This window comes from Gordonia rubripertincta (genome assembly GCF_038024875.1).
GTDB lineage: Bacteria > Actinomycetota > Actinomycetes > Mycobacteriales > Mycobacteriaceae > Gordonia > Gordonia rubripertincta.
Map to the genome: position 1 here is coordinate 3,512,125 of NZ_CP136136.1, position 21,279 is coordinate 3,533,403.

Sequence of the window (21,279 nt, forward strand, 5' to 3'; positions counted from 1 at the left end):
TCGGTCGAACGACCGAATCCAAACTGCAACTCAACGTCCTCTGTGTGACCGAAGTTCTTCGTCGTGTCGTAAGTGACGGGAGAGGTCACATCTGTCACGCCAGTTCGGTGTCTGGTGTGACGCGCACCTCAGACGTGAGATGTGCTGTATCACTTTCGATCTCAATAGAGATGTAAAGCGTATGATTCGTGGCTGTTCGGTGAACGCCTCGGGGGACGGGTCAGCGGCGTCGTCGAACGACCACATCGCCGACGATCGGTTCGGACGGGGAATGGATGAAGAATCACCCCTCGGGGAGGGGAGCCCACAAGTTGGGTACGGGGAGGGGCGCCGGGGAGGGCGCAGCACGGCGAGGGGGGTAGACCTGCTGGATCTCACCGCGGCTCAACGTGCCATGTGGTTCGCCGAGAACCTCGACGACGACCACTCGATCACCATCGCGCACTACCTCGACATCGTCGACGACGGGCGCCCATTCGACCGAGAGCTGTTCCGTCGCGGCGTCATCGAGGGTTCGCGGGAACTCCAGACCGCCTACACCCGGATAGCCGAGGTCGACGGCACGCCGATGCAGTACATCGACGAGTCGCTGCCCTTCGACGTGGTCGAGCTGGATCTGCGCGACCGCCCCGATCCGCTCGCCGCGGCCGACGAGTGGATGCGCGCGGATCACGAACGTCCGGTCGACCTGCTGAACGATCCGGTCGGCTTCGCGGCCTTCATCCGCGTGGCAGACAACCGCACCTATTGGTACATGCGCGGCCATCACATCGCCTTCGACGGCTACGGCGCACTCGTCTGCCTGCACGAAGCGGTGGCGCGTTACAACGCCGCGGTCGCGGCCGAGGCCCGGGTCCCGCCACGGCGCGCGACCCTCGCCGAGGTGATCGCCGACGATGCCGCCTACCGCCAGAGCACACGTCACGAGAAGGACCGTGCGTTCTGGGCGGAACGCGCCGCCGGACTGCCCGAACGGGTGTCACTGGCCACCCATCCGGCCACCACCGGCATCCGCAACGAGACCGTGGTGGCGGCAGGGATGCTCGACGCCGACCTCGACAGCCGTCTGCGGCACCGCGCCAGAGAGCTCGACGCCTCCGTCGCCGCGGTTCTCACCGCGGCCTTCGCCGCCTTCCTCGCCCGGATGTCGGCTGCCGACGACATCGTGCTCAGCCTGCCGGTCACGGCTCGCACCACCGCTCGGATCAAACACTCGATGGGCATGGTCTCCAACATGCTGCCGTTGCGTGTCGACGGTGTGGGCGCGGTGACCTGCGCGGATGTCGTCGCCGCGGTCACCTCCGAGATCACCGCGGTTCTTCGCCACCAGCGATACCGCTCCGAGGACATCCGCGCCGCAGCCGGCTTCGGCGACGCCACCGGGACGTCCTTCGGTCCGCTCGTCAACCTCCTGCTCTTCGACAAGCCGATCGAGATCGACGGGGCGCACGTCAGCTATCACATGCTGTCCGCGGGCATGGTCGAGGACCTGGTGATGAACGTCTTCGCCGCAGGTCCCGAGGCGCCGCTCGAGGTGGGTCTCCACGCCAACCCCGCGCTGTACGACGCCGACGAGTTGGACACCCACCGTGCACGGCTGCTGCACGTCCTCGAGCAGTTCGTCGACGCCCCGGATCGTGCGGTGGCGGCGCTGGACCTGTTGCTCCCCGGTGAACCGGCGGCGGTCGACCGGCTCGGCGACGGCGGCCGGGCGGTCGGCGTCGCCGCCGAGCACATTCTGGCCCCCTTCGCACGACAGGTCGCCGCGGCGCCTGATTCGACCGCGCTCGTCTTCGGGGACTCGCACCTCACCTACCGCGAGATGTCGCTGGCGGTCGACGACTTCGCGCGGGTCCTCGCGGACGAGGGGGTCGTCGCGGGGGACCGCGTGATCGTCGCCCTCGATCGCTCGCTGGAACAGGTGTGCGCCATCTACGCGGCCATCGGCCTCGGGGCGGTGTACGTACCCGTCGATCCGGCCGAGCCGGAGGAACGACGGCACGCGATCGCCGCGATCGTCCGCCCGACCCTGACCGTCGACGCCGCATTCCTCGTCAACCATGGGATCGACGCGGTCGAGGCCGGGGCGGGTCCGGAAACCGATGCGCCACCGCTTCACGCGCGGCCGTTGCCGCATCAGCCCGCGTACGTGATCTTCACGTCCGGCTCGACCGGCGTTCCCAAGGGCGTCGAGGTCGACCACGCCGCGATCGAGCACCGCCTCGCGTGGATGCAGCGAGACCACCCGATCGGCCCCGACGACGCGGTGCTCTACAAGACGCCGGCGACCTTCGACGTGTCGGTGTGGGAGCTGTTGTGGCCCTTGCAGACCGGTGCGCGGATGGTCATCGCCGAACCGGACGGCCACCGGGACCCCACCTACCTGCGGAACCTCATCGACGAGGGCGCGGTCACCGTGCTGCACTTTGTTCCGTCCATGCTCGACGCCTATCTCGACGTCGTGGGTCAGACTGAGAACGGGTCGAGCGCGCCGAGGTCGCTGCCCGACCGGGTCCGCTGGGTCTTCACCTCCGGGGAGGCGCTGTCGGCGCAGCTTGCTCGTCGTCTGCGCCAGACCTCGACGGCCGATCTGGTCAATCTCTACGGACCCACCGAGGCGGCCATCGACGTCACGTCCCATCGGGTGACCTCCGACGACACCGTCGTGCCCATCGGACGACCCGTGGCGGGCACCGTCGTGCGGGTTCTGGATCGCCGCCTGCGGCCGGTCCCGGTCGGCGTGGCCGGCGAACTGTGCCTCGTCGGCCCACAGCTGGCCAACGGCTACCTCGGGGCGATGGCGCAGACCGCCTCCCACTTCGTGGCCGATCCGCTGGGTGAGCCCGGCGCCCGGATGTACCGGACCGGTGACCAGGTGCGGTGGACGCAGAACGGGGAACTCGAGTACCTGGGTCGCAGCGACCATCAGGTGAAGATCCGCGGGCAACGCGTGGAGCTCGGCGAGGTCGAGGCGGTGATCGCCTCGATGCCCGGCGTCGACGCGGTGGTCGTCGTGGCTCGGCGAGATCTCGGACCGGCGCCCGTACTCGTGGCCTACGCCCGCGGAACCTCCGGTGTCCCCGACGCGGACGCCGTGCGCGCCTTCTGTCGACGGCGGCTGCCCGGCCACATGGTGCCGCTCGCCGTGGTGTTTCTCGAGGCCTTCCCGACGAACCGCTCCGGCAAGCTCGACCAGTCGGCGCTGCCCGCCCCGGACCTCACCGACACGACCACGGAGTTCCGTGAGGCGCGGACACCGGCGGAGAAGGCGATCGTCTCACTGGTCGCCCAGGCCCTGGGCCGGGAACGTGTCAGCCTGTCCGACAACCTCTTCGCCCTCGGCGCCGACTCCCCTCCTCGCGGCGCGGATGGTGTCCCGGGCCCGCATCGGGCATGGCCTGACGATCGCCCTGACCGACGTCTTCGACAGCGACGACCTCGCCGACCTCGCCTCCCGCGCCGTCGTCACCGACACAGAGCCGGCCGCCCCGGAGCGTCGCATCCTGCCGCGCCCGGCGCGGATTCCGTTGTCTCAGGCGCAGATCCGGCTGTGGTTCATCAACCGCATGTCTCCGACCGAGTCGACCTACAACATGTCCGGTGCGCTCCGGCTCACGCATGCGGTGGACCCGGAGGTGCTCCATCGTGCCGCGCTCGACGTCCTCGACCGGCACGAGATCCTGCGTACCGTGTTCCCGGCGGTCGACGGCGAACCGGAACAGCGCATCCTCGACACCGCGACCGCGGGTGCCGTGTTCGACTCCGAACCGATCGACGTCGGCGAACGGGGTCTCGACGCGGCGATCGCCGCGGTCACCGAGGTGGGATTCGACCTGGCCGAGGAGATCCCGTTCCGCTTCCGCCTTCTCACCGGGGACCCCCGCGGCGACGTCGTGGTGCTCGTCCTCCACCACATCGCGGCCGACGGGCATTCGTTGCGGCCGCTGCTCCGCGATCTGATGACGGCCTACGAGAGCAGGCGCGCCGGGGAACTCCCGGTGTTCGCCCCGTTGCCGATGCAGTACGCCGATGTCGCCGTCGAACGCGCCGAGATCCTGGGTACCCCGGAACGGCCGTCACCGGCGCTGATGGACGGACTCGAGTTCTGGCGCACCGAACTCCAGGGCGCGCCCGACCTGCTCCAACTGCCCACCGACCGCCCGCGCCCGCGGGTGATGTCCAGCGCGGGAGATCATCTCGACGTCACGCTGGACGCCGAGCTGTCGGCCGAACTCCGCCGCCTGGCGACGACCCTCGCCGTCACGCCGTTCGCCGTCTTCCAGTCGGCCCTGGCGCTGACCCTCGGCAGGCTCGCCGCCGTGGACGATGTCAGCATCGGTACCGCGGTCGCCGGACGCGACGACCCGGCGGTCGCCGAACTGGTCGGCATGTTCGTCAACACCGTCGTCCTGCGCACCTCACTGCGCCCGGACGACACCGTGCGGGACCTCGTGACCGCGGCACATCGTCGTTGCGCACGGGCCATGAGCCACGCCGACGTACCCTTCGAACGCGTCGTCGACGCCATCGCACCGCAACGGTCGGCGTCCCATTCACCGCTGTTCCAGGTCGCTTTGAGCGTGCAGCCCGACCAGTTGACCGAGCTGTCGCACTGGACGGGATCGGCGGAACTGCTCGATGCGCGGGTGCCGGCGGCGAAGTACGACGTCACCGTCTCGGTAACCGAGCGCGCGGATGACTACGAGGTCGAATTCGCCTATGCCACCGACCTGTTCGACGCGGCCACGATCCGGGACATGTCGAGCCGCCTGCGTCGGGTCCTCACCCAGATGGTTTCCGCGCCCGACCGGGCCCTCGCCACGATCGACCTGCTCGAGCCCGACGCACTCCGGGCTCTCGCCGCACCGCTTCGTGGCGCGCAGCCGGAGACGACCCTCGCCGGGCTCATCGCACGGGGACTCGCCTCGGCCGATCCTTCGGCCGTCGCCCTGACGGGCGACGTCGGGGCAGGTACCGGACGACTCACCTGGGCAGAGGTGGCGACCGCGACCCATCAGCTGGCCCGCCTCCTCGCCGACCGCGGAATCGGTCCGGGAGACGTTGTCGCCGTGAGTATTCCACGATCCCCCCGGATGGTGCTCACCATGCTCGGGGTGGCGATGAGTGGCGCCGCCTTCGTGATCGTCGACGCGCGGTTGCCGGTACGACGCAGAGTCGCGATGCTCGCCGACAGCGGCGCCGCACTGGTGATCACCGTCGACTCGGTGGTGGTCGCCGACCGTGCCGCCGACCCGGACGCCGCTCCGCAGCAGCGCGACCTGGGTGTCGAGGAGTGGCTGCTGGACGACCTCGAGGTGGAGCTGAACATCGCGGGCCGCCGCGACCATCCGGTCACCGATGCGGACCGGACCCGAAGCCTGCGTGTCGACGATCTCGCATACCTGCTCTTCACGTCCGGATCGACCGGGCGGCCGAAGGCGGCGGCGGTCACGCACGCGGGCCTCGCGGAGATGGTCGCCGAGCAGCAGGCCCGACTCGGAGTGACGCGGGCGTCCCGCGTACTGCAGCTCGCCGCACCTGGTTTCGACGTCGCGGTGTGGGAGATCATCCTCGCGATCTGTGCGGGCGCGGAGCTGGTGATCAGCCCGCCCGAGGTGTTCGCCGGTGCCGAACTCGCCGACGTCATCACCCGGCACCGGGTCACGCACGCCTGTGCCACTCCGACGGCGCTCGCAACGATCGATCCGGCCGAGATCCCCGGCGTCGAGACGATGATGGTGGCGGGGGAGGACTGCCCGCCGGAACTCGTCGAGCGGTGGGATGCCGACGGCCGGCCGCTGCTCAACCTGTACGGTCCCACCGAGACCACGATCTGGGTGACGCTCTCCGCGCCGCTGCGCGCGACGGCGCCGGTGACCATCGGCCGGCCGATCTCCGGCATCGGGGCACGGGTTCTCGACGCAGTACTGCGTCCGGTGCCGCCCGGCGTCGTCGGCGAGCTCTATCTCGCGGGGCGTGCGCTCGGGCGCGGGTACCACGGGCGCGCGGGATTGACCGCGGGCCGGTTCGTAGCCGACCCGTTCGGGTGCGGCACCCGGATGTACCGCACCGGCGATCTCGTCTCGTGGACAGCCGGCGGTGAGCTGATCTACCACGGTCGCAACGACTTCCAGATCAAGATCCGCGGCATGCGGGTCGAACCGGGGGAGGTCGACGCCGTTCTGGTCACCCACCCCGACGTCGAGCACTCGGTCAGTGTGGGGATGCCGACCCCGGCAGGCGACACGGTCCTGGTCTCCTACGTGACAGGCGTACCGGGGCGCAGTCCGGCCCCCGAACAGATCGTTGACCACGCGGTCGCCCATCTGCCGGCGCACCTCGTTCCGCACACCGTTCAGGTGCTCGACGAGTTCCCGGTGACCCGCACCGGCAAGGTCGACCGGCGCGCGCTGCCCGCCGTCGAGATCTCGCCCGCACGCGAGTACGTCGCTCCCCGAAGCCGTCTCGAGGCAGCCGTGGCACAGATCTTCGCCGACGTGCTCGGACTCCAGACGGTCAGCGTGCACGACGGCTTTTTCGAGCTGGGTGGCAGTTCGCTGTCGGCGACCAAGGTGACCTACCGGGTGGAGCAGCACATCGACCGGCGGGTCCCGCTGGCCCTGCTGTTCGAGAACCCGACGGTGGCGAGTTTCGTCGCCGCACTGAGCACAGTCGAATCCACCGGTGTGGGTCGGGTTCTGACACCCCGGGAGCGGCCGCACATGGTCGACCTCACCGGCGTCCAACGCGGACTGTGGTCGCTCAACCAGATCGATCCGACGTCGTCGGCCTACAACGTGGGGCTCACCCTCGAGCTCGACGGCCCGCTCGACATCGCGGCCCTGACCGGGGCGCTCGGCGACGTCATCGCCCGCCACGAATCTCTCCGGACGCGCTACCCACTGCATGAGGGACGTCCGGTGCAGGTCATCATCCCGGCCGTCGACGCCCTGCGCAGCTTCCGGGTGGCGCTCGTCGACACCACCCCCGACCGCATCGAGGAGGAGATCGCCGCCGTCGTCGAACCGGGCTTCGACCTGACCGGCCCCAACGCGGTCCGCGCCGCGATCCTGCGGCTCGCCTCCGACCGCCACCTCCTCGTCTTCGTGGTGCACCACATCAACGCCGACGGCGGTTCGTTGCGACCGCTGGCGCGCGACCTCACCACCGCCTACCGTGCCCGGATCGATGGGCAGGCGGGTCCGTGGACGGCAGTCGTGAACCCGGTGCGGGTGCAGTACGCCGACTACGCGATCTGGCACGCCGAGCGTCTGGCGTCCGAGGTGTCCGGCGGGATCACCGAGGAGCAGGCCCAACTGGGGTACTGGGAGCAGCGTCTCGGGACGGTCCGCGAACCCGCCGTGATCCCGACGGACCGGCCACGACCCGTCGAACCCCGGCATCGCGGCGACGTGGTCGACGTGAGCGTCCCGCCGGAGACCGCGACGGTCCTCAAGCACCTCGCACGCGTGAACAACACGACGCAGTTCGTGGTGATGCACGCAGCTCTCGCCGTGCTGATCGCTCGGCTCTCCGGCAGCGAGGACATCGTCATCGGGACGCCGTTCGCGGGCCGCGACGATCCCGCCCTCGCCGACATGGTCGGCATGCTCGCGACCACGGTGCCCCTGCGTACCCGCCTGCGTCTCGACGAACCGTTCGACGAACTGTTGCGGCGCGTCCGGACCGAGGACGTCACCGACCTCGCCCACGCCGACGTCGCCTTCGACCAGATCGTCGACCAGCTCAGCCGCGCCGGGAAGGGACCGGCCCGCCGCGGCCGGCACAACCCGCTGTTCTCGGTCATGCTCTCGTACCAGAACCTCGACATCCCGGCGATGAGCCTCGACGGTCTGTCCGTCCGGCTGCGACCAGCGGCGTCGCTCGCGGCCAAGGTCGATCTCGAGATCATGATCTACCCCGACGACCTGGACGGAGTGGACCGTGGCGGTGCGCTCGGCGGCCATATCGCCTATGACACCGACCTGTTCGACCGGGCCGGCGCCCAGCGGATCGCCGAGCGGTACCAGAACCTGCTCATCGACATCGCGGCCCGTCCGGGGACGCCGGTGGGCGACCTGTCGGTCTGGGCCGACGGGCAGTCGGCGCAGGTGGTCGACGCGGACCAACCGCTGCACGAACTCGTGTCCACCGTCGCCGCGACGGCACCCGATGCGGTGATCGGCATCCCCGGTGCCCCCTCGGTGACGTTCGCCGACCTCGAGGCCACCTCGGTGGCCATGGCGTTCTCCGTGCCGGACGAGGACCCGTCCGAGGCATTGACGGTCGCGGTCACCACGCTCCTCGCCGACGCCGACCGGACCATCGACGAGGTGTTCGCGTGCATCCGCACCGCGGCGACGACCGCGCTGTCCGGAGGCGCCGACGCGATGACCGGTGGAACCCGGCGGAATCGGGTGGGACCCGCGTGACGTCGGACACCTCGATTTCGCGCAGCGTCGGGGCGCGCACGTCCGTAGGGTCCACACAGCCGACGGCGCTGCGCAGGCTCACCTTCGCCGCGACCCACGCCGCCGATGCCGAGGCGATGGTCGGGGCGAGCGGACCGGTGACCTTCCGCGAGTTGCACCGGCGCGTGACGGTCGCGGCGACCACCCTGGCCGCCCGCGGCGTCGATCCGACCCCGGCGGTACGCGCGACGGTCACCGCGCTGCTGCCACGGACGGGGAGCACCCCGGCACAACTGGCGGCGACGGCCGGTGAGGTTCTCACCGATCTCGAGGGCCGGATCGACGATGTGCTCGGCACGGGCGACGTCGAGTCCCTTCCGGGGTTGTTCCGGGTGTCGGCACACCGGCGTCCCGACGCCGTGGCCCTCACCGATCTCGACGGCGCGTCGATCACCTATCGCGACCTCGACGACCGGACGGAACGGCTGGCCCGCGCGCTCGTCGCCGCCGGCGCAGCGCCGGAAACCCTGGTGGGCGTGGCGATGCCGAGGTCGGCCGATCTCGTCGTCGCACTGCTCGCGGTGCTCAAAACCGGTGCGGCGTACCTTCCGCTCGACCGGACGCATCCCCTCGCGCGGTTGCAGACCATCGTCGACGACGCCGCGCCGGTGCTCGTCCTCGCCGACCCCGACACGGCGGCCGCGTGGGCGGAGATGCCCGCTCGCATCTCGACACCCGACGACCTGGTTGCCTGGGCCGAACCGCTCCCGGCGGCAGGTCTTCCCGACCGCGTCGGGGCTCATTCGAGCGCCTACGTCATGTACACCTCGGGTTCGACGGGAGTGCCCAAGGGTGTCGTGGTCACCCACGACAACGTCATCTCCCTGGTCGTCGCGCTCGACGCGCTGGTCGAGAGCACACCAGACGACGTGTGGTCGATGTTCCACTCGTACGCCTTCGACGTGTCGGTGGGGGAGATCTGGGCGGCACTGCTCGCCGGGGGACGCCTCGTCGTCCTCGATCACGCCACCACCCGTGCCCCGGACGACGTGGTCGAGGTGTTCGACCGCGAAGGCGTGACGATCGTCAACTTCACCCCCTCGTCCTTCTACCAGTTCGCCGCCGCGGTACGGCCGCCCCACGGGTCCGCGCTCCCGGAATCAGTTCGGCGACTCCACTTCTCGGGGGAACTCCTCGACTACGAGCACGTGCGCAAGTGGCAGGCCGACCGCGCCGCCGACGGTTCGCCGACCAAGCCGGGAGCCGACGTCCCGGGTCCGCAGCTCAACAACATGTACGGGCCCACCGAGACGACCGTCTACATGACCCGTCGTGAACTGACCCGCGATTTCGTCGACGCCGCAACGGCTTCCGACATCGGGGCGCCACTGCTGGGCTCCCGGGTCCACGTCCTCGACGGCCGGCTCGCGCCGCTGCCCGACGGAGTGCCCGGCGAACTGTACGTCTCCGGGCTCCAGGTGACCCGGGGCTTCCTGCGGCGCCATGGTCTGACGGCGACACGCTACGTCGCCGACCCGTTCGGCCCACCGGGCAGTCGGATGTACCGGACCGGTGACATCGGTGTCGCCCGCAACGGATCGATCGAGTTCGTCGGCCGTCGTGACGGCCAGGTGAAGCTGCGCGGTTTCCGCATCGAGCTCGGCGAGGTGGAGTCGGCGATGTCCGCGGTCGACGGCATCGACGCGGCCGGCGCCGACATCCGGATGCGCGGGGACACCGAGCATCTCGTCGGTTACCTCGTTCCGACGGCCGACAAGGCGCCGGACGAGTCGACCGTCCGGGCCCGCCTCGCAGCCGCGCTGCCGGAGTACATGGTGCCGACCCTGTTCGTGTGGCTCGACGCGTTGCCGCTCACGGTCAACGGCAAACTCGACCGCGCACTCCTGCCCGAACCGGACGCCACCGACGACACGGCAACCGACGAGCCGCCCGCCACACCCACCGAGGAACGGCTCGCCGCCCTCGTCGCGGAGATCCTCGGTGAGACCGGGATCGGCGTCACCGCATCGTTGTTCGACCTCGGCGGCAATTCGCTCACGGCGACCCGCGTCGCGGCGCGCGCCGCCGAGGACTTCGGCACCACCGTGGCGGCGCGCGACCTGTTCACGACCCCCTCGGTCCGCGGACTCGCCACGGTGATCGACCAGCGCCTCGCCGAGGGCGACGAGCAGGACTCTGCGCGGCCGCCCTTGCGTCCTGTTGCGCGGACCGGCCCGCTTCCGCTGTCTCCGGCCCAGCGTCGAATCTGGTTCCTGGAGACGATGAACCCGGGCGGACCGGTCTACCTGATCCCGGCCGTCCTGCGCCTGCGCGACCGGTCCGCCGCCGACCTGCCCGGCACACGCCTGGACCCCGCTTCCGTGGCCGCGGCGCTCGGTGACCTGATAGTCCGCCACGAGACGCTGCGTACGCGGTTCGTCGCCGCCGACGGTGTCCCGCAGCAGATCATCGACGATCCCGACACCGCCCGGCACGATGCCCGGGTGGACCCGCCGGTCGACATGCGTGGGTCCGGATCGGACGGGGTGATCGCGACCGTCGCCGACATCGTCACGCGCGGTTTCGACCTCGAGCGGGAAGCGCCGGTCCGCGCACGTCTCATCCGGGTCGCCGACGACGAGTGGGTGCTCGTCCTGGTCGTCCATCACATCATCGGCGACGGCGGGTCGATGGCGCCCCTGGTCGCCGACTTCGTCGAGGCCTATCAGGCGCGGCAGTCCGGTCATGCGCCCGAATGGTCACCGCTGCCGGTCCATTACGCCGACTACGCGGTGTGGCATCACGACGTCCTCGGCGATCTCACCGACCCCGGGTCGCTCGCAGCCCGCCAACTCGATTACTGGAGAACACAACTCGACGACGCTCCGGAACTCACCGATCTACCGCTGGACCGCCCACGGGCGGCCCTGCGCGACGAGCGCGGCGCGGAACTGTCCGCCGCGATCGACGCGACGACCTGGTCACGCCTCCGTGAACTCGCCGACCGGCACGACGCGACCATGTTCATGTGCGTACACGCGCTTCTCGCGGTCACCCTCCTGCGGTCGGGAAGCAGTACCGACCTGGTGATCGGCACACCGGTGGAGGGTCGCGGCGACCGTCGCCTCGACGGCCTCATCGGGATGTTCGTGAACACACTCGCGCTGCGGACACCCTTGCGCCGCGATGCGGACTTCGCCACGGTCCTGGCGGCCTGTCGCGAGACCGACATCGCCGCACTCGATCACGCCGACCTGCCCTTCGAGACGGTCGTGGAGGAGGTGACAACCGCTCGCAGCACCGCACATCCGCCGCTGTTCCAGGTGGCGCTCGCCTTCCAGAACACCGACCGGCCGGTCGTCGAACTTCCCGGGCTGGTCGTCTCCGAGCTCGAGGCCCCGGTCACCAGCGCCAAGGTGGACCTGCAGGTGACCGTCGTCGATCCGCCCGGTCGGCCCGGCGACGAGGACACTCCGGTCGTGTTCACCTACGCGACGGCGCTGTTCGACGCCGACACCGTCGCCGGTCTGGCGCGTCGTCTGCTGTCCATCGCGCAGGCGGTCGTCGACTCCCCGCAGACCCCGATCGGTGACCTCCCGACCGGGGAGCCCGACGACGACGCCCCGGCGCTCGTGAGGTCGCCGGCCCTGGCCGAGTCGACGCTCACGCTGCCGGCATTGCTCGACGCCGCGCTGGCCCGGAATCCTCACGGTGTCGCGGTCACCGACGGCGAGCATTCCCTGACCTACGCCGAACTCGGCTCCGCCACACGACTGCTCGCCGCGGAACTGTGGACGCGAGGCGCTCGCCCGGGCACGGTCGTCGCGCTGGCCGTACCACGATCGTTGTCCGGCACGGTGGCCTTCTGGGCCATCGCCCGGACGGGCGCCGCGGTCGGACTCATCGACCCGTCGCAGCCCGGCGAACGAATCCGGTACATGACCGGAACGCTGGCCGCGACGCTCGGCGTCACGACTTCGGCGCCCGGTGCCCTCGGCACCGCGGACGCACGGGCCGAGCTCGACGACGGCACGACGTGGCTCCTCGTCGGCGACCTTCTCGACCTTGCAGACCCCACCCGGTGGGCTCCGCAACCGGCGCTCGGCGATCCGCTGCCCGACGTCGGCATCGATGACACCGCGTATGTCATCTTCACCTCGGGCTCGACCGGGCGACCCAAGGGCGTGGCGGTCACGCATCGCGGGCTCGCGGATCTGGTCGCCGACGCCCGGTCCCGATTCGAACTGAGCCCGGGGTCACGGGTACTGCGTTTCGCGGCACCGGGATTCGACGCCTCCGTGTTCGAGACCCTTGTCGCGGTGGCCGAGGCGTCGACGATGGTCGTGGTGCCGTCGGGTGTCACCGGCGGCCGGGAACTGGCGTCGGTCATCGCCGACGAGTCCGTCTCGCACATGACGATCACCCCGAGTGCGCTGGCCACGGTGCCTGCCGACGAGACGTTCCCCGACCTCCGGGTGGTGTGCGTCGCCGGCGACACCTGCTCACCCGAGCTCGTCCGCGCCTGGTCGGACGGGCGTGCGATGTACAACCTCTACGGACCCACCGAGGCGACGATCTGGTCGACCGCCTCCGCCGCGATGCGTCCTGGACTGCCTGTCACGATCGGCGGACCCATCGCGGGAGTCGGTGTACTGGTTCTCGACGCGCGACTCCATCCGGTCCCGCCCGGCGTCGCGGGCGAGTTGTATCTCGTCGGTCCGGCGCTGGCCGCCGGTTACCTGAACCAGACCGCCCTGACCGCAGAACGATTCGTCGCCGCACCGTTCGGGCTGCCGGGCGAGCGGATGTACCGGACCGGTGACCTCATCCGCCGACGCCGCCGGAACGGCCGATGGGAACTCGACTTCCTCGGTCGCAGCGACTTCCAGGTGAAGATCCGCGGATTCCGGATCGAGACCGGTGAGATCGACGCCGTCCTGGAAAGCTCTGCCGCGGTCGACTTCTCGGTCACCGCCGGTGTCGCGCATCCGACCTCGGGCGAGACCGTGCTGGTGTCCTGGGTGCACGGCAGTGACGGTGCGGTCGTCGACGTGCCGGCTCTCACCACATACGCGGCCCGCCATCTGCCTGCCCACATGGTGCCGGCCGCGATCGTCCCGCTCGACGAGATCCCCCTCGCCGCCACTGGCAAACTCGACCGCGCAGCGTTGCCCGCGCCCGGGTTCTCCCGCGGCCCCCACCTCGAACCGCGCACCGACACCGAACGCGCGGTCGCGGCGGTCTTCGCCAAGGTCCTCGGCATGGACGGTGCAGACGACGGGCCGGGCGTCTCGGCGCTCGACTCGTTCTTCGAGCTCGGCGGCACGTCACTGTCCGCGACTCGGGTGGTCGCCCGGCTCGGCGCGGAGTTCGGTGTCGAGATCGGGGTGCGGGTGATCTTCGACGCCCCGACCGTCGAGGCCCTCGCGTCGCTGCTCGACACCGGTGGGTTCGACGGTCGCACCACCGGGCCCGTGCCCGGTGTGGTTCCGCGACCCGAGCCGGTCCCGTTGTCCTACGCCCAGCGGCGGATGTGGTTCCTCAACCAGTTCGACCCGGGCTCTGCCGCGTACGTGATCCCCATCGTCGTGCGACTGCATGGCGATCTCGACGTGGACGCGATGCACGAGGCGCTCAACGACGTGGCCGAACGCCACGAGGTGCTCCGAACGATCTATCCCACCGGTCCCGATTCAGCGGACGCAGCCGAACCCGTCCAGGTGGTACGCAAGTCTCACCCCGGCCTGGTCCCGGTCGGTCACACCGTCATCTCCGGGACCGCGCCGGAAAGCCTGGTGGCCGAGGAGATCACCGCCACGATTTCCCAGCCGTTCGACATGACCCGCGAACTGCCTCTGCGAGCCCGGATCCTCAGCTCTTCGGACACCGACCACGTGCTCGTGATCGCGCTCCACCACATCGCCGCCGACGGCGAGTCGGCGCCCATCCTCGCCCGCGAGGTCGTCGAGGCCTACGACGCACGACGCACGGGCCGGGCACCGCAGTGGACTCCGCTGACCCTGCAGTACGCGGATTACGCGGTGTGGCAACGTCATCGGCTGGGGGATCCCGCCGACCCGGACTCGGAGATGTCACGCCAGTTGTCCTACTGGACGCAGCAGCTGCGGGGGCTGCCTGATGTGCTGCCGTTACCCGTGGACCGGCCCCGCACCCTCGTAGCCGACACCAGAGCGGCGACCGTCCGTTGGTCGTTGCCGGCGCCGGTGGTCGCCGGCCTTCGACGCCGCGCCTCCGAACGGCGCGCGACGCTGTTCATGGTCCTGCACACCGCGGTGGCCGCCGTACTCGCGCGGCTGACGTCGACCGTCGAGATCGCCGTCGCGACACCGGTCGCGGGACGTGGGCACCGCGTGCTCGACGAACTGATCGGAATGTTCGTCAACACCGTGGTCTTGCGCGTCGACGTGAACCCGCAGCTCACCGGAGGGGCCCTCCTCGACCGGGTCAAGCTTGTGGACGTGACTGCCTTCGATCATGCCGAAGTGCCGTTCGAGCGGGTCGTGGACGCCGTCGATCCGCCGCGCACGGAGAACGTCGAGCCGCTGGCACAGGTGATGCTCGTGCACACCGCCGGTGCCGAACCGGTCACGGCCGGTCTGACCATGGGGGACCTGTCTGCCGAGTTCGTCGAGATCGACGACACCACCGCGAAATTCGACCTCACCATCGGCACCCGGGAGAGCGCCGACGGTACGCTCGCCGGGTCGATCGCCTACGCCACCGCCCTGTTCGACCAGGACACCGCGGAGATGATCGCATCCGCGCTGGAGTCCACCCTCACCGTTCTGGCCGATGACCTCGACGTGCCGGTCGCGGACATCCCGCTCCTCACCGAGGTGCAGGAACAGACCCAGTACGGTCTCGCGCTCGGCCGCGCCGTCACGCTGCCGCCGGAGACACTGGTCGATGCGGTCGTCGCCGGGTCCCGGATCTCGCCGGACGCGGTCGCCTTGCGATCCGCCGGTCGGTCGATCACGCACCGGGAGTTCGCAGCTCGCGTGGCGGTGGTGGGCCGCGAACTGATCGCCGCGGGCGTCGGACCGGAAGACAGTGTCGTCGTGTGCATCCCCCGATCGGTCGAACTGGTCGTCGCGATCCACGCAGTTCTCGCGGCAGGCGGCCAATACGTCCCGGTGGCCACAGATGCGCCGGTGGACCGGGTGCGCTACATGATCGACACCGCAGGAGCCGACATCGGTCTCGTCGCCCACGGCGCGGGCGCCGGCACAGCGGACGACACCGCGATCGGCGGGATCCTGGACCGGGTGATCGTCGTCGATTCCACGAATCCGGTGGATCTCGACACCACCCCGGTCACCGACGCCGAACGACGGTCGCCGCTCCTGGCCGATCACGCCGCCTACACCCTGTTCACGTCGGGGTCCACGGGGCGGCCCAAGGGCGTGACCGTGACCCACCGGGCCGTGATGAACCGATTGCGCTGGGGTATCGAGGAATTCGGTGTCGGTCCGGACGATGCGATCCTGTTGAAGACACCGGCGACTTTCGACGTGTCGGTGCCGGAGCTCTTCACGCCGCCGATGACCGGCGCGCGGATGGTCATCGCACCCGACGACGCGCACCTCGACCCGCACGCCATCGCCCGGCTGATAGACGACGAGCAGGTTTCCACCGTGCATTTCGTTCCGTCGCTTCTGACGGTGTTCGTCGAGGCCCTCGATGAGACCGCGGCCGGGCTGCTGCCGAGTCTGCGACACCTCTATTGCTCGGGCGAGGCGCTTCCGCCGGCCACTCTGGCCGAGGTGCGAGCCGTCCTGCCCCGGGTGCGGGTTCACAACCTCTTCGGTCCCACGGAAGCGGCCGTCGAGGTCACCGCCGCCACGCTCGGTGATCACCACGAAGTGGTCCCGATGGGCCGGCCGATCTGGAACACGCAGAGCCTCGTCCTCGATGCGCGGTTGCGTCCCGTACCGGCCGGCGTCGCCGGCGAGTTGTACCTGGGCGGTGTTCAGCTGGCCCGCGGATACGCCGCGCGCGCGGATCTGACCTCGGACCGTTTCGTCGCCGACCCGTTCGGCCAGGGGCACAGGCTCTACCGCACCGGAGACCTCGTCCGGCGCAACCGTTCCGGGGAGTTGGAGTATCTCGGTCGCAGCGACTTCCAGGTCAAACTCCGCGGCCAGCGGATCGAGCTGGGTGAGATCGAGTCGGTGCTCGCGACCGTTTCCGGAGTACGGCAGGCTGCGGTGACCCTCACGCGGGCCCCGGGCGGCGCGGAGCACCTCGTCGGCTACCTGATCGGACCCGAGAGTGCGGACAGTCTCGGCCGTGCGCGGGAGGCGGTGGCGGGCGCGCTGCCCGCGTACATGCGCCCCACCCTGTGGGTGACCCTGCCCGAGGCGCCGCTCAGCAGCGCCGGCAAGCTCGACCGGAAGGCCCTTCCCGCACCGCAGTTCGACATGCTGGTGCACACCGAATCGGACGCGGAGCCGGCTACGGACACCGAACGCGTGGTCGCGGGAATCGTCGCCGCAGTCCTCGGCGTCGAACAGGTCCCGATGTCCAGTTCGTTCTTCGCCCTCGGCGGCGACTCGATCGCGTCCATCCGACTGACGTCGATGCTCCGGGCCGCGGGTTTCGACCTCACCCCGCGTGACGTCTTCGGTGCCGCCACGATCCGTGACCTCGCGCAGCTGTCCCGGCACGAACCCCTTGCAGTTCTCGACGAGTTGCCCGGCGGCGGCGTCGGACCGGTCGCGCCGACGCCGGGCGTGGCGTGGATGCTCGACCTCGCCGGTGGGCTCGACGACATCGCCGACTTCTCCCAGAGCACGGTGCTGACGCTTCCGGCCGACATCGATGAACACTCCCTGCGCGCCGTGATCGCCGCGGTCGTGGCGGCGCACCCGATGCTCACCGCGTCGTTGCAGATCGGCGAGGACGGCGAGCCCGTCGTCATCGCCGGGGCGGGTAGCGCAGACGACATCGTGGTCGAGATCCTCCACCACTCGCGGCCGGTGACCGGTTCTGTTGGAGCGTCTCTCGACGACGCGGTGCGGGAGGCACATCGACGCGCTCTTGGCACCCTCTCACCTGCACGCGGACAGCTCGTCGCGGCCGTGGGAGTGCGGGTCGCCGACGGACGGGACACCGTCGGCCGGTTGGTGATCGCGATCCATCACCTCGGCGTCGACGCGGTGTCGTGGCCGACGATCGTGTCCGGCCTGGCCCGTGCCTGGTGGCAGTACCGCAGCGGCGACGAGCCGCACGTCACCGTGCGCGGGACGTCGTTCCGCCGGTGGGCACAGGTGTTGTCCGAACTCGGTGACCGCGAGCACGAGCTCGGCTGGTGGGCCGATCAGTTGCCGCCGCGGACTGCGTCCGTTCTGGACCCGGTCCGAGATCGGTTGCGGACCACCGTCTCCACGACCCTCGTCGTCGATGCCGATCGCACCGAGTCCGTGTTGGGTCGGGTCGCCGATGCGTTCGGCGCCCGCGCCGACACCGTGCTCGCCGCGGCCCTCGCCTATGCCCTCGCCACCGGCGCGGCCGCGGGCCGACTCGGGTACGACGCCCGCACGGTGTCGATGCTCCTGGAGAACCACGGGCGTGAGGAGTCCGTCGCCCCGGGCGCCGACCTCAGCGAGACCGTCGGCTGGTTCACCTCCTTCGTGCCGGTCGGCGTCGACATCCCCAGGTCCGGGACATCACCCGGGCACGACCTGGCGACGATCCTCAAAACTCTCAAGGACCGGCAGAAACGTATGCCGGACAACGGCATCGCCTTCGGCGCGCTGCGGTGGTCGCGGCCGGACTCACCCCTGCGCGACCGACCGCTGCCGCCGGTGACCGTCAACTACCTGGGGAGCCTGGCCCGTTCGGACGACGACGCCGACACGGCGGCGACGGAGTTCCTCCCGGTCGGTGACGCGCCGGTGCTCCCGCCGTCGGCGACCGGCGAGATGACGGCTCTCGCCGCGCTCACCGCAACCATGGGAACGGTGCCGTCCCCGCGGGGGCGTTCGTTGAGGCTCGATCTCTCCGCGCCCGCAGCGGTGCTCGGTCGCGACATCCTCGACGACGTCGTCTCCCGATGGGATGGGGCCCTGTCCTCGCTGGCCGCATACGTCGAATCGGTGGGGGATCCGGGGCCCAGCGAGACCGACGTCATCGGCGGGGGACTCGCGCAGACGGAGATCGACGATCTGGTCGGCCGGTACTCGGCCGAGCGTTCCCACTCCGCCCCGGCGATCTGGCCGCCGACCCCGCTGCAGCAGGGGTTGATCTACGAGGCCGAACGTCTCGCCGGTACCGCCGAACCCGACGGCATGGCGCGTCCGACAGATCCCTATGTCACACAGTCGATCATCGAGTTCGCCGGCGACCACGCCCCGACCGCGCTGCTCCCGGCGATCCGTGCACTCCTGGCCCGGCAACGGGTCCTGCGGTCCGCGTTCACCAGGACGGGGTCCGGTCGGCCCGTCGTGGTGATCCCGCCGGCGGATCACCCGGTGGCGATCGACCCCGACTTCCGGGGCATCGACCTGACCGGAGCCGACGTCGCGGATGCGGCGGAACGCATCGCCGAACTCGCCGAGGAGGATCGCACCAGGCCGTTCCACCTCGATACGCCGCCGTTGATCAGGTTCACCGCCGTCTCGCACGGCACCGTCGACGGTCCCGCGCACACCGTCGTGATCACCGCGCACCACATCATCCTCGACGGGTGGTCGGGGCCGATCCTCGTCGCCGACCTTCTCGCCGCACACCTCGGCCGTCCCCCGGTCACGCCGGCCACCGACATGGAGTCCTACCTCGAGTGGCTCGACCGCCGGGATCGCGCAGCAGCGCTCGCGGCCTGGCAGGACGTTCTCACCGACGTCACGCCCACCCTGGTCGCACCCCTCCACGCCGCCCGCGCTCGCCAGGAGGAACGTCGCCCGTACGAGATCGCCGCCCGTCTCGACGCCGTCGGCCGCACACGGTTGGAGGAACGCGTCCGGCAACTCGGAAGCACCATGAGTACCGCGCTCCACGCGGCCTGGTCGATCCTGCTGTCACGTCTGACCGGTGAACAACGCGTCGTCTTCGGCGAGACGGTGTCGGGCCGACCGGCGGACCTCGACGGCGCCGACGCCATGATCGGTCTCTTCATCAACACGGTGCCCGTGGTCGCGGACGTCGACCCGGACCGGACGGTCGCCGACCTCGTGGCCACACTCCACGAGTCCCGCGCCGGACTCGTGGACCACCAGTTCCTGGGTCTGGGCGAGATCACTCGGGCCACCGGACATCCCGCGCTCTTCGACACCCTGGTCGTCTACGAGTCCTATCCCGTCGACACGGGCACCGTCCTGGAGGGATCGCGCACATCCGGGCTCGAGATCCGCGACGTGACCACCTCGGACGCGACCCACTATCCGCTGGCCCTCATCGCGGCCCCGGACGCCGACGCACTGTCCCTCACGGTGAAGGCCGATCTGACCGCCGTCGACGCCGAGATCGTCGAGGCGATCGCCTCATCGCTGGTCGAGCTCCTTCAATCGCTCGCCGACGACCCCGCCACGCCCGTCGCCGCGCTCGACCCGATGCCCGCGGAGATGCGCGGCGCGGTCGAGGCGTGGTCGCGGGGTGCGGTGGTGGAGTTGGGGTGGGGTGGTCGTTCGGTGGGTTCGGTGGTGGCTGAGCGGGTGGGGTTGTCGGGGTCGCAGGTGGCGGTGTGGTGTGGGGATCGGGTGGTGTCGTATGGGGAGTTCGGTGGGTTGGTGGCGGGGGTTGCGCGGCGGTTGTTGGGGTTGGGGTGTGGGGGTGGATTCGGCTGTTGGGGTGGTGATGTCGCGGTCGTTGGAGTTGTTGGTGGCGGTGCATGCGGTGGTGGTTGTGGGTGGGCGGTATGTGCCGGTGGAGGTGGATGCGCCGGTTGAGCGGGTGGGTTACATGTTGTCGACGGCGGGTGTGGGTGTGGTGTTGACGCGGGTGTCCGAGGAGGTGGTGGTGCCTTCTGGTGTGGAGTGTGTGGTGGTGGATTGTGGTGTGGGGTCGGGTGTTTCGGGTGTTGATGGTGGTGTGGAGTTGGGGGTGGTGGTGGATGAGGTGGGGGTGTTGTCGTCGTTGGTGGGTGTGTACACGTTGTTCACGTCTGGGTCGACGGGTCGGCCGAAGGGTGTGACGGTGTCGCATGGGGCGGTGGTGAATCGGTTGGGGTGGATGCAGTCGTTGTTCGGGGTGTCTGGTGATGATGTGGTGTTGTGGAAGACGCCGGTGTCGTTTGATGTGTCGGTGTGGGAGTTGTTCTGGCCGTTGATGGTTGGTGCTTCGGTGGTGGTGGCGGAGCCGGGTGGGCATCGGGATCCGTGGTATGTGGCGTCGGTGGTGGAGCGGTTTGGTGTGTCGGTGTGTCATTTTGTGCCGTCGATGTTGTCGGTGTTCGTGGATGCGTTGGGGTGGTTCTGGTCCGGTTGGTTCGGGTGGGGTGGGGTTGGGGTCGTTGCGGCAGGTGTTTTGTTCGGGTGAGGCGTTGGGTGTGGCGGGTGTGGAGGGGTTGCGGGGGTTGGTGCCGGGTGTGCGGGTGGTGAATTTGTATGGGCCGACTGAGGCTGCGGTGGATGTGACGTCGTATGTGGTCTCGGGTGGTGAGGTGGTGGTGCCGATTGGTCGTGCGGTGCCGAATGTGTCGGTGTGGGTGTTGGATTCGCGGTTGCGGCCGGTGCCGGTGGGTGTGGTGGGTGAGTTGTATCTGGGGTGGGGTGCAGGTGGCTCGGGGGTATGCGTCGCGGTCGGGGTTGACCGCGGAGCGGTTTGTGGCGGATCCGTTTGGTGGGGCGGGTTCGCGGTTGTATCGGACGGGTGATCGGGTCCGGTGGTCTGGTGTTGGTGAGTTGGAGTA

Annotated in this window: 3 protein-coding genes and 1 pseudogene; all 4 read left to right on the forward strand. The window is 69.9% G+C overall.

The genetic code is table 11. The features are described from left to right. Positions 1 to 271 precede the first annotated feature (271 nt). The 4 genes and pseudogenes from RVF83_RS15995 to RVF83_RS23750 all read left to right on the forward strand — a co-directional run bounded on the left by RVF83_RS15995 (position 272) and on the right by RVF83_RS23750 (position 21,243). Positions 272 to 8,432 (forward strand): annotated as a pseudogene (locus tag RVF83_RS15995) (amino acid adenylation domain-containing protein). Beyond that, the gene (locus tag RVF83_RS16000) at positions 8,429 to 20,317 is read left to right on the forward strand and encodes an amino acid adenylation domain-containing protein (RefSeq protein WP_341261952.1); all 11,889 of its coding nucleotides are present in this window, start codon (positions 8,429 to 8,431) and stop codon (positions 20,315 to 20,317) included. Before RVF83_RS15995 ends, RVF83_RS16000 begins: the two are co-directional and overlap by 4 nt. Further along, entirely contained in the window at positions 20,250 to 20,906 is a 657-nt protein-coding gene (locus RVF83_RS16005) for an AMP-binding protein (RefSeq protein WP_341261953.1), read from the forward strand. Before RVF83_RS16000 ends, RVF83_RS16005 begins: the two co-directional genes overlap by 68 nt. Further along, on the forward strand, positions 20,827 to 21,243 hold the full coding sequence (locus RVF83_RS23750) for an AMP-binding protein (protein WP_423132995.1): 417 nt from the start codon (positions 20,827 to 20,829) through the stop codon (positions 21,241 to 21,243). Before RVF83_RS16005 ends, RVF83_RS23750 begins: the two co-directional genes overlap by 80 nt. Positions 21,244 to 21,279 lie beyond the last annotated feature (36 nt).

Bases quoted from the DNA above. Each gene is read 5' to 3' on its own strand.
- RVF83_RS23750 (WP_423132995.1), top strand. From the start codon at position 20,827: ATGCGTTGGGGTGGTTCTGGTCCGGTTGGTTCGGGTGGGGTGGGGTTG.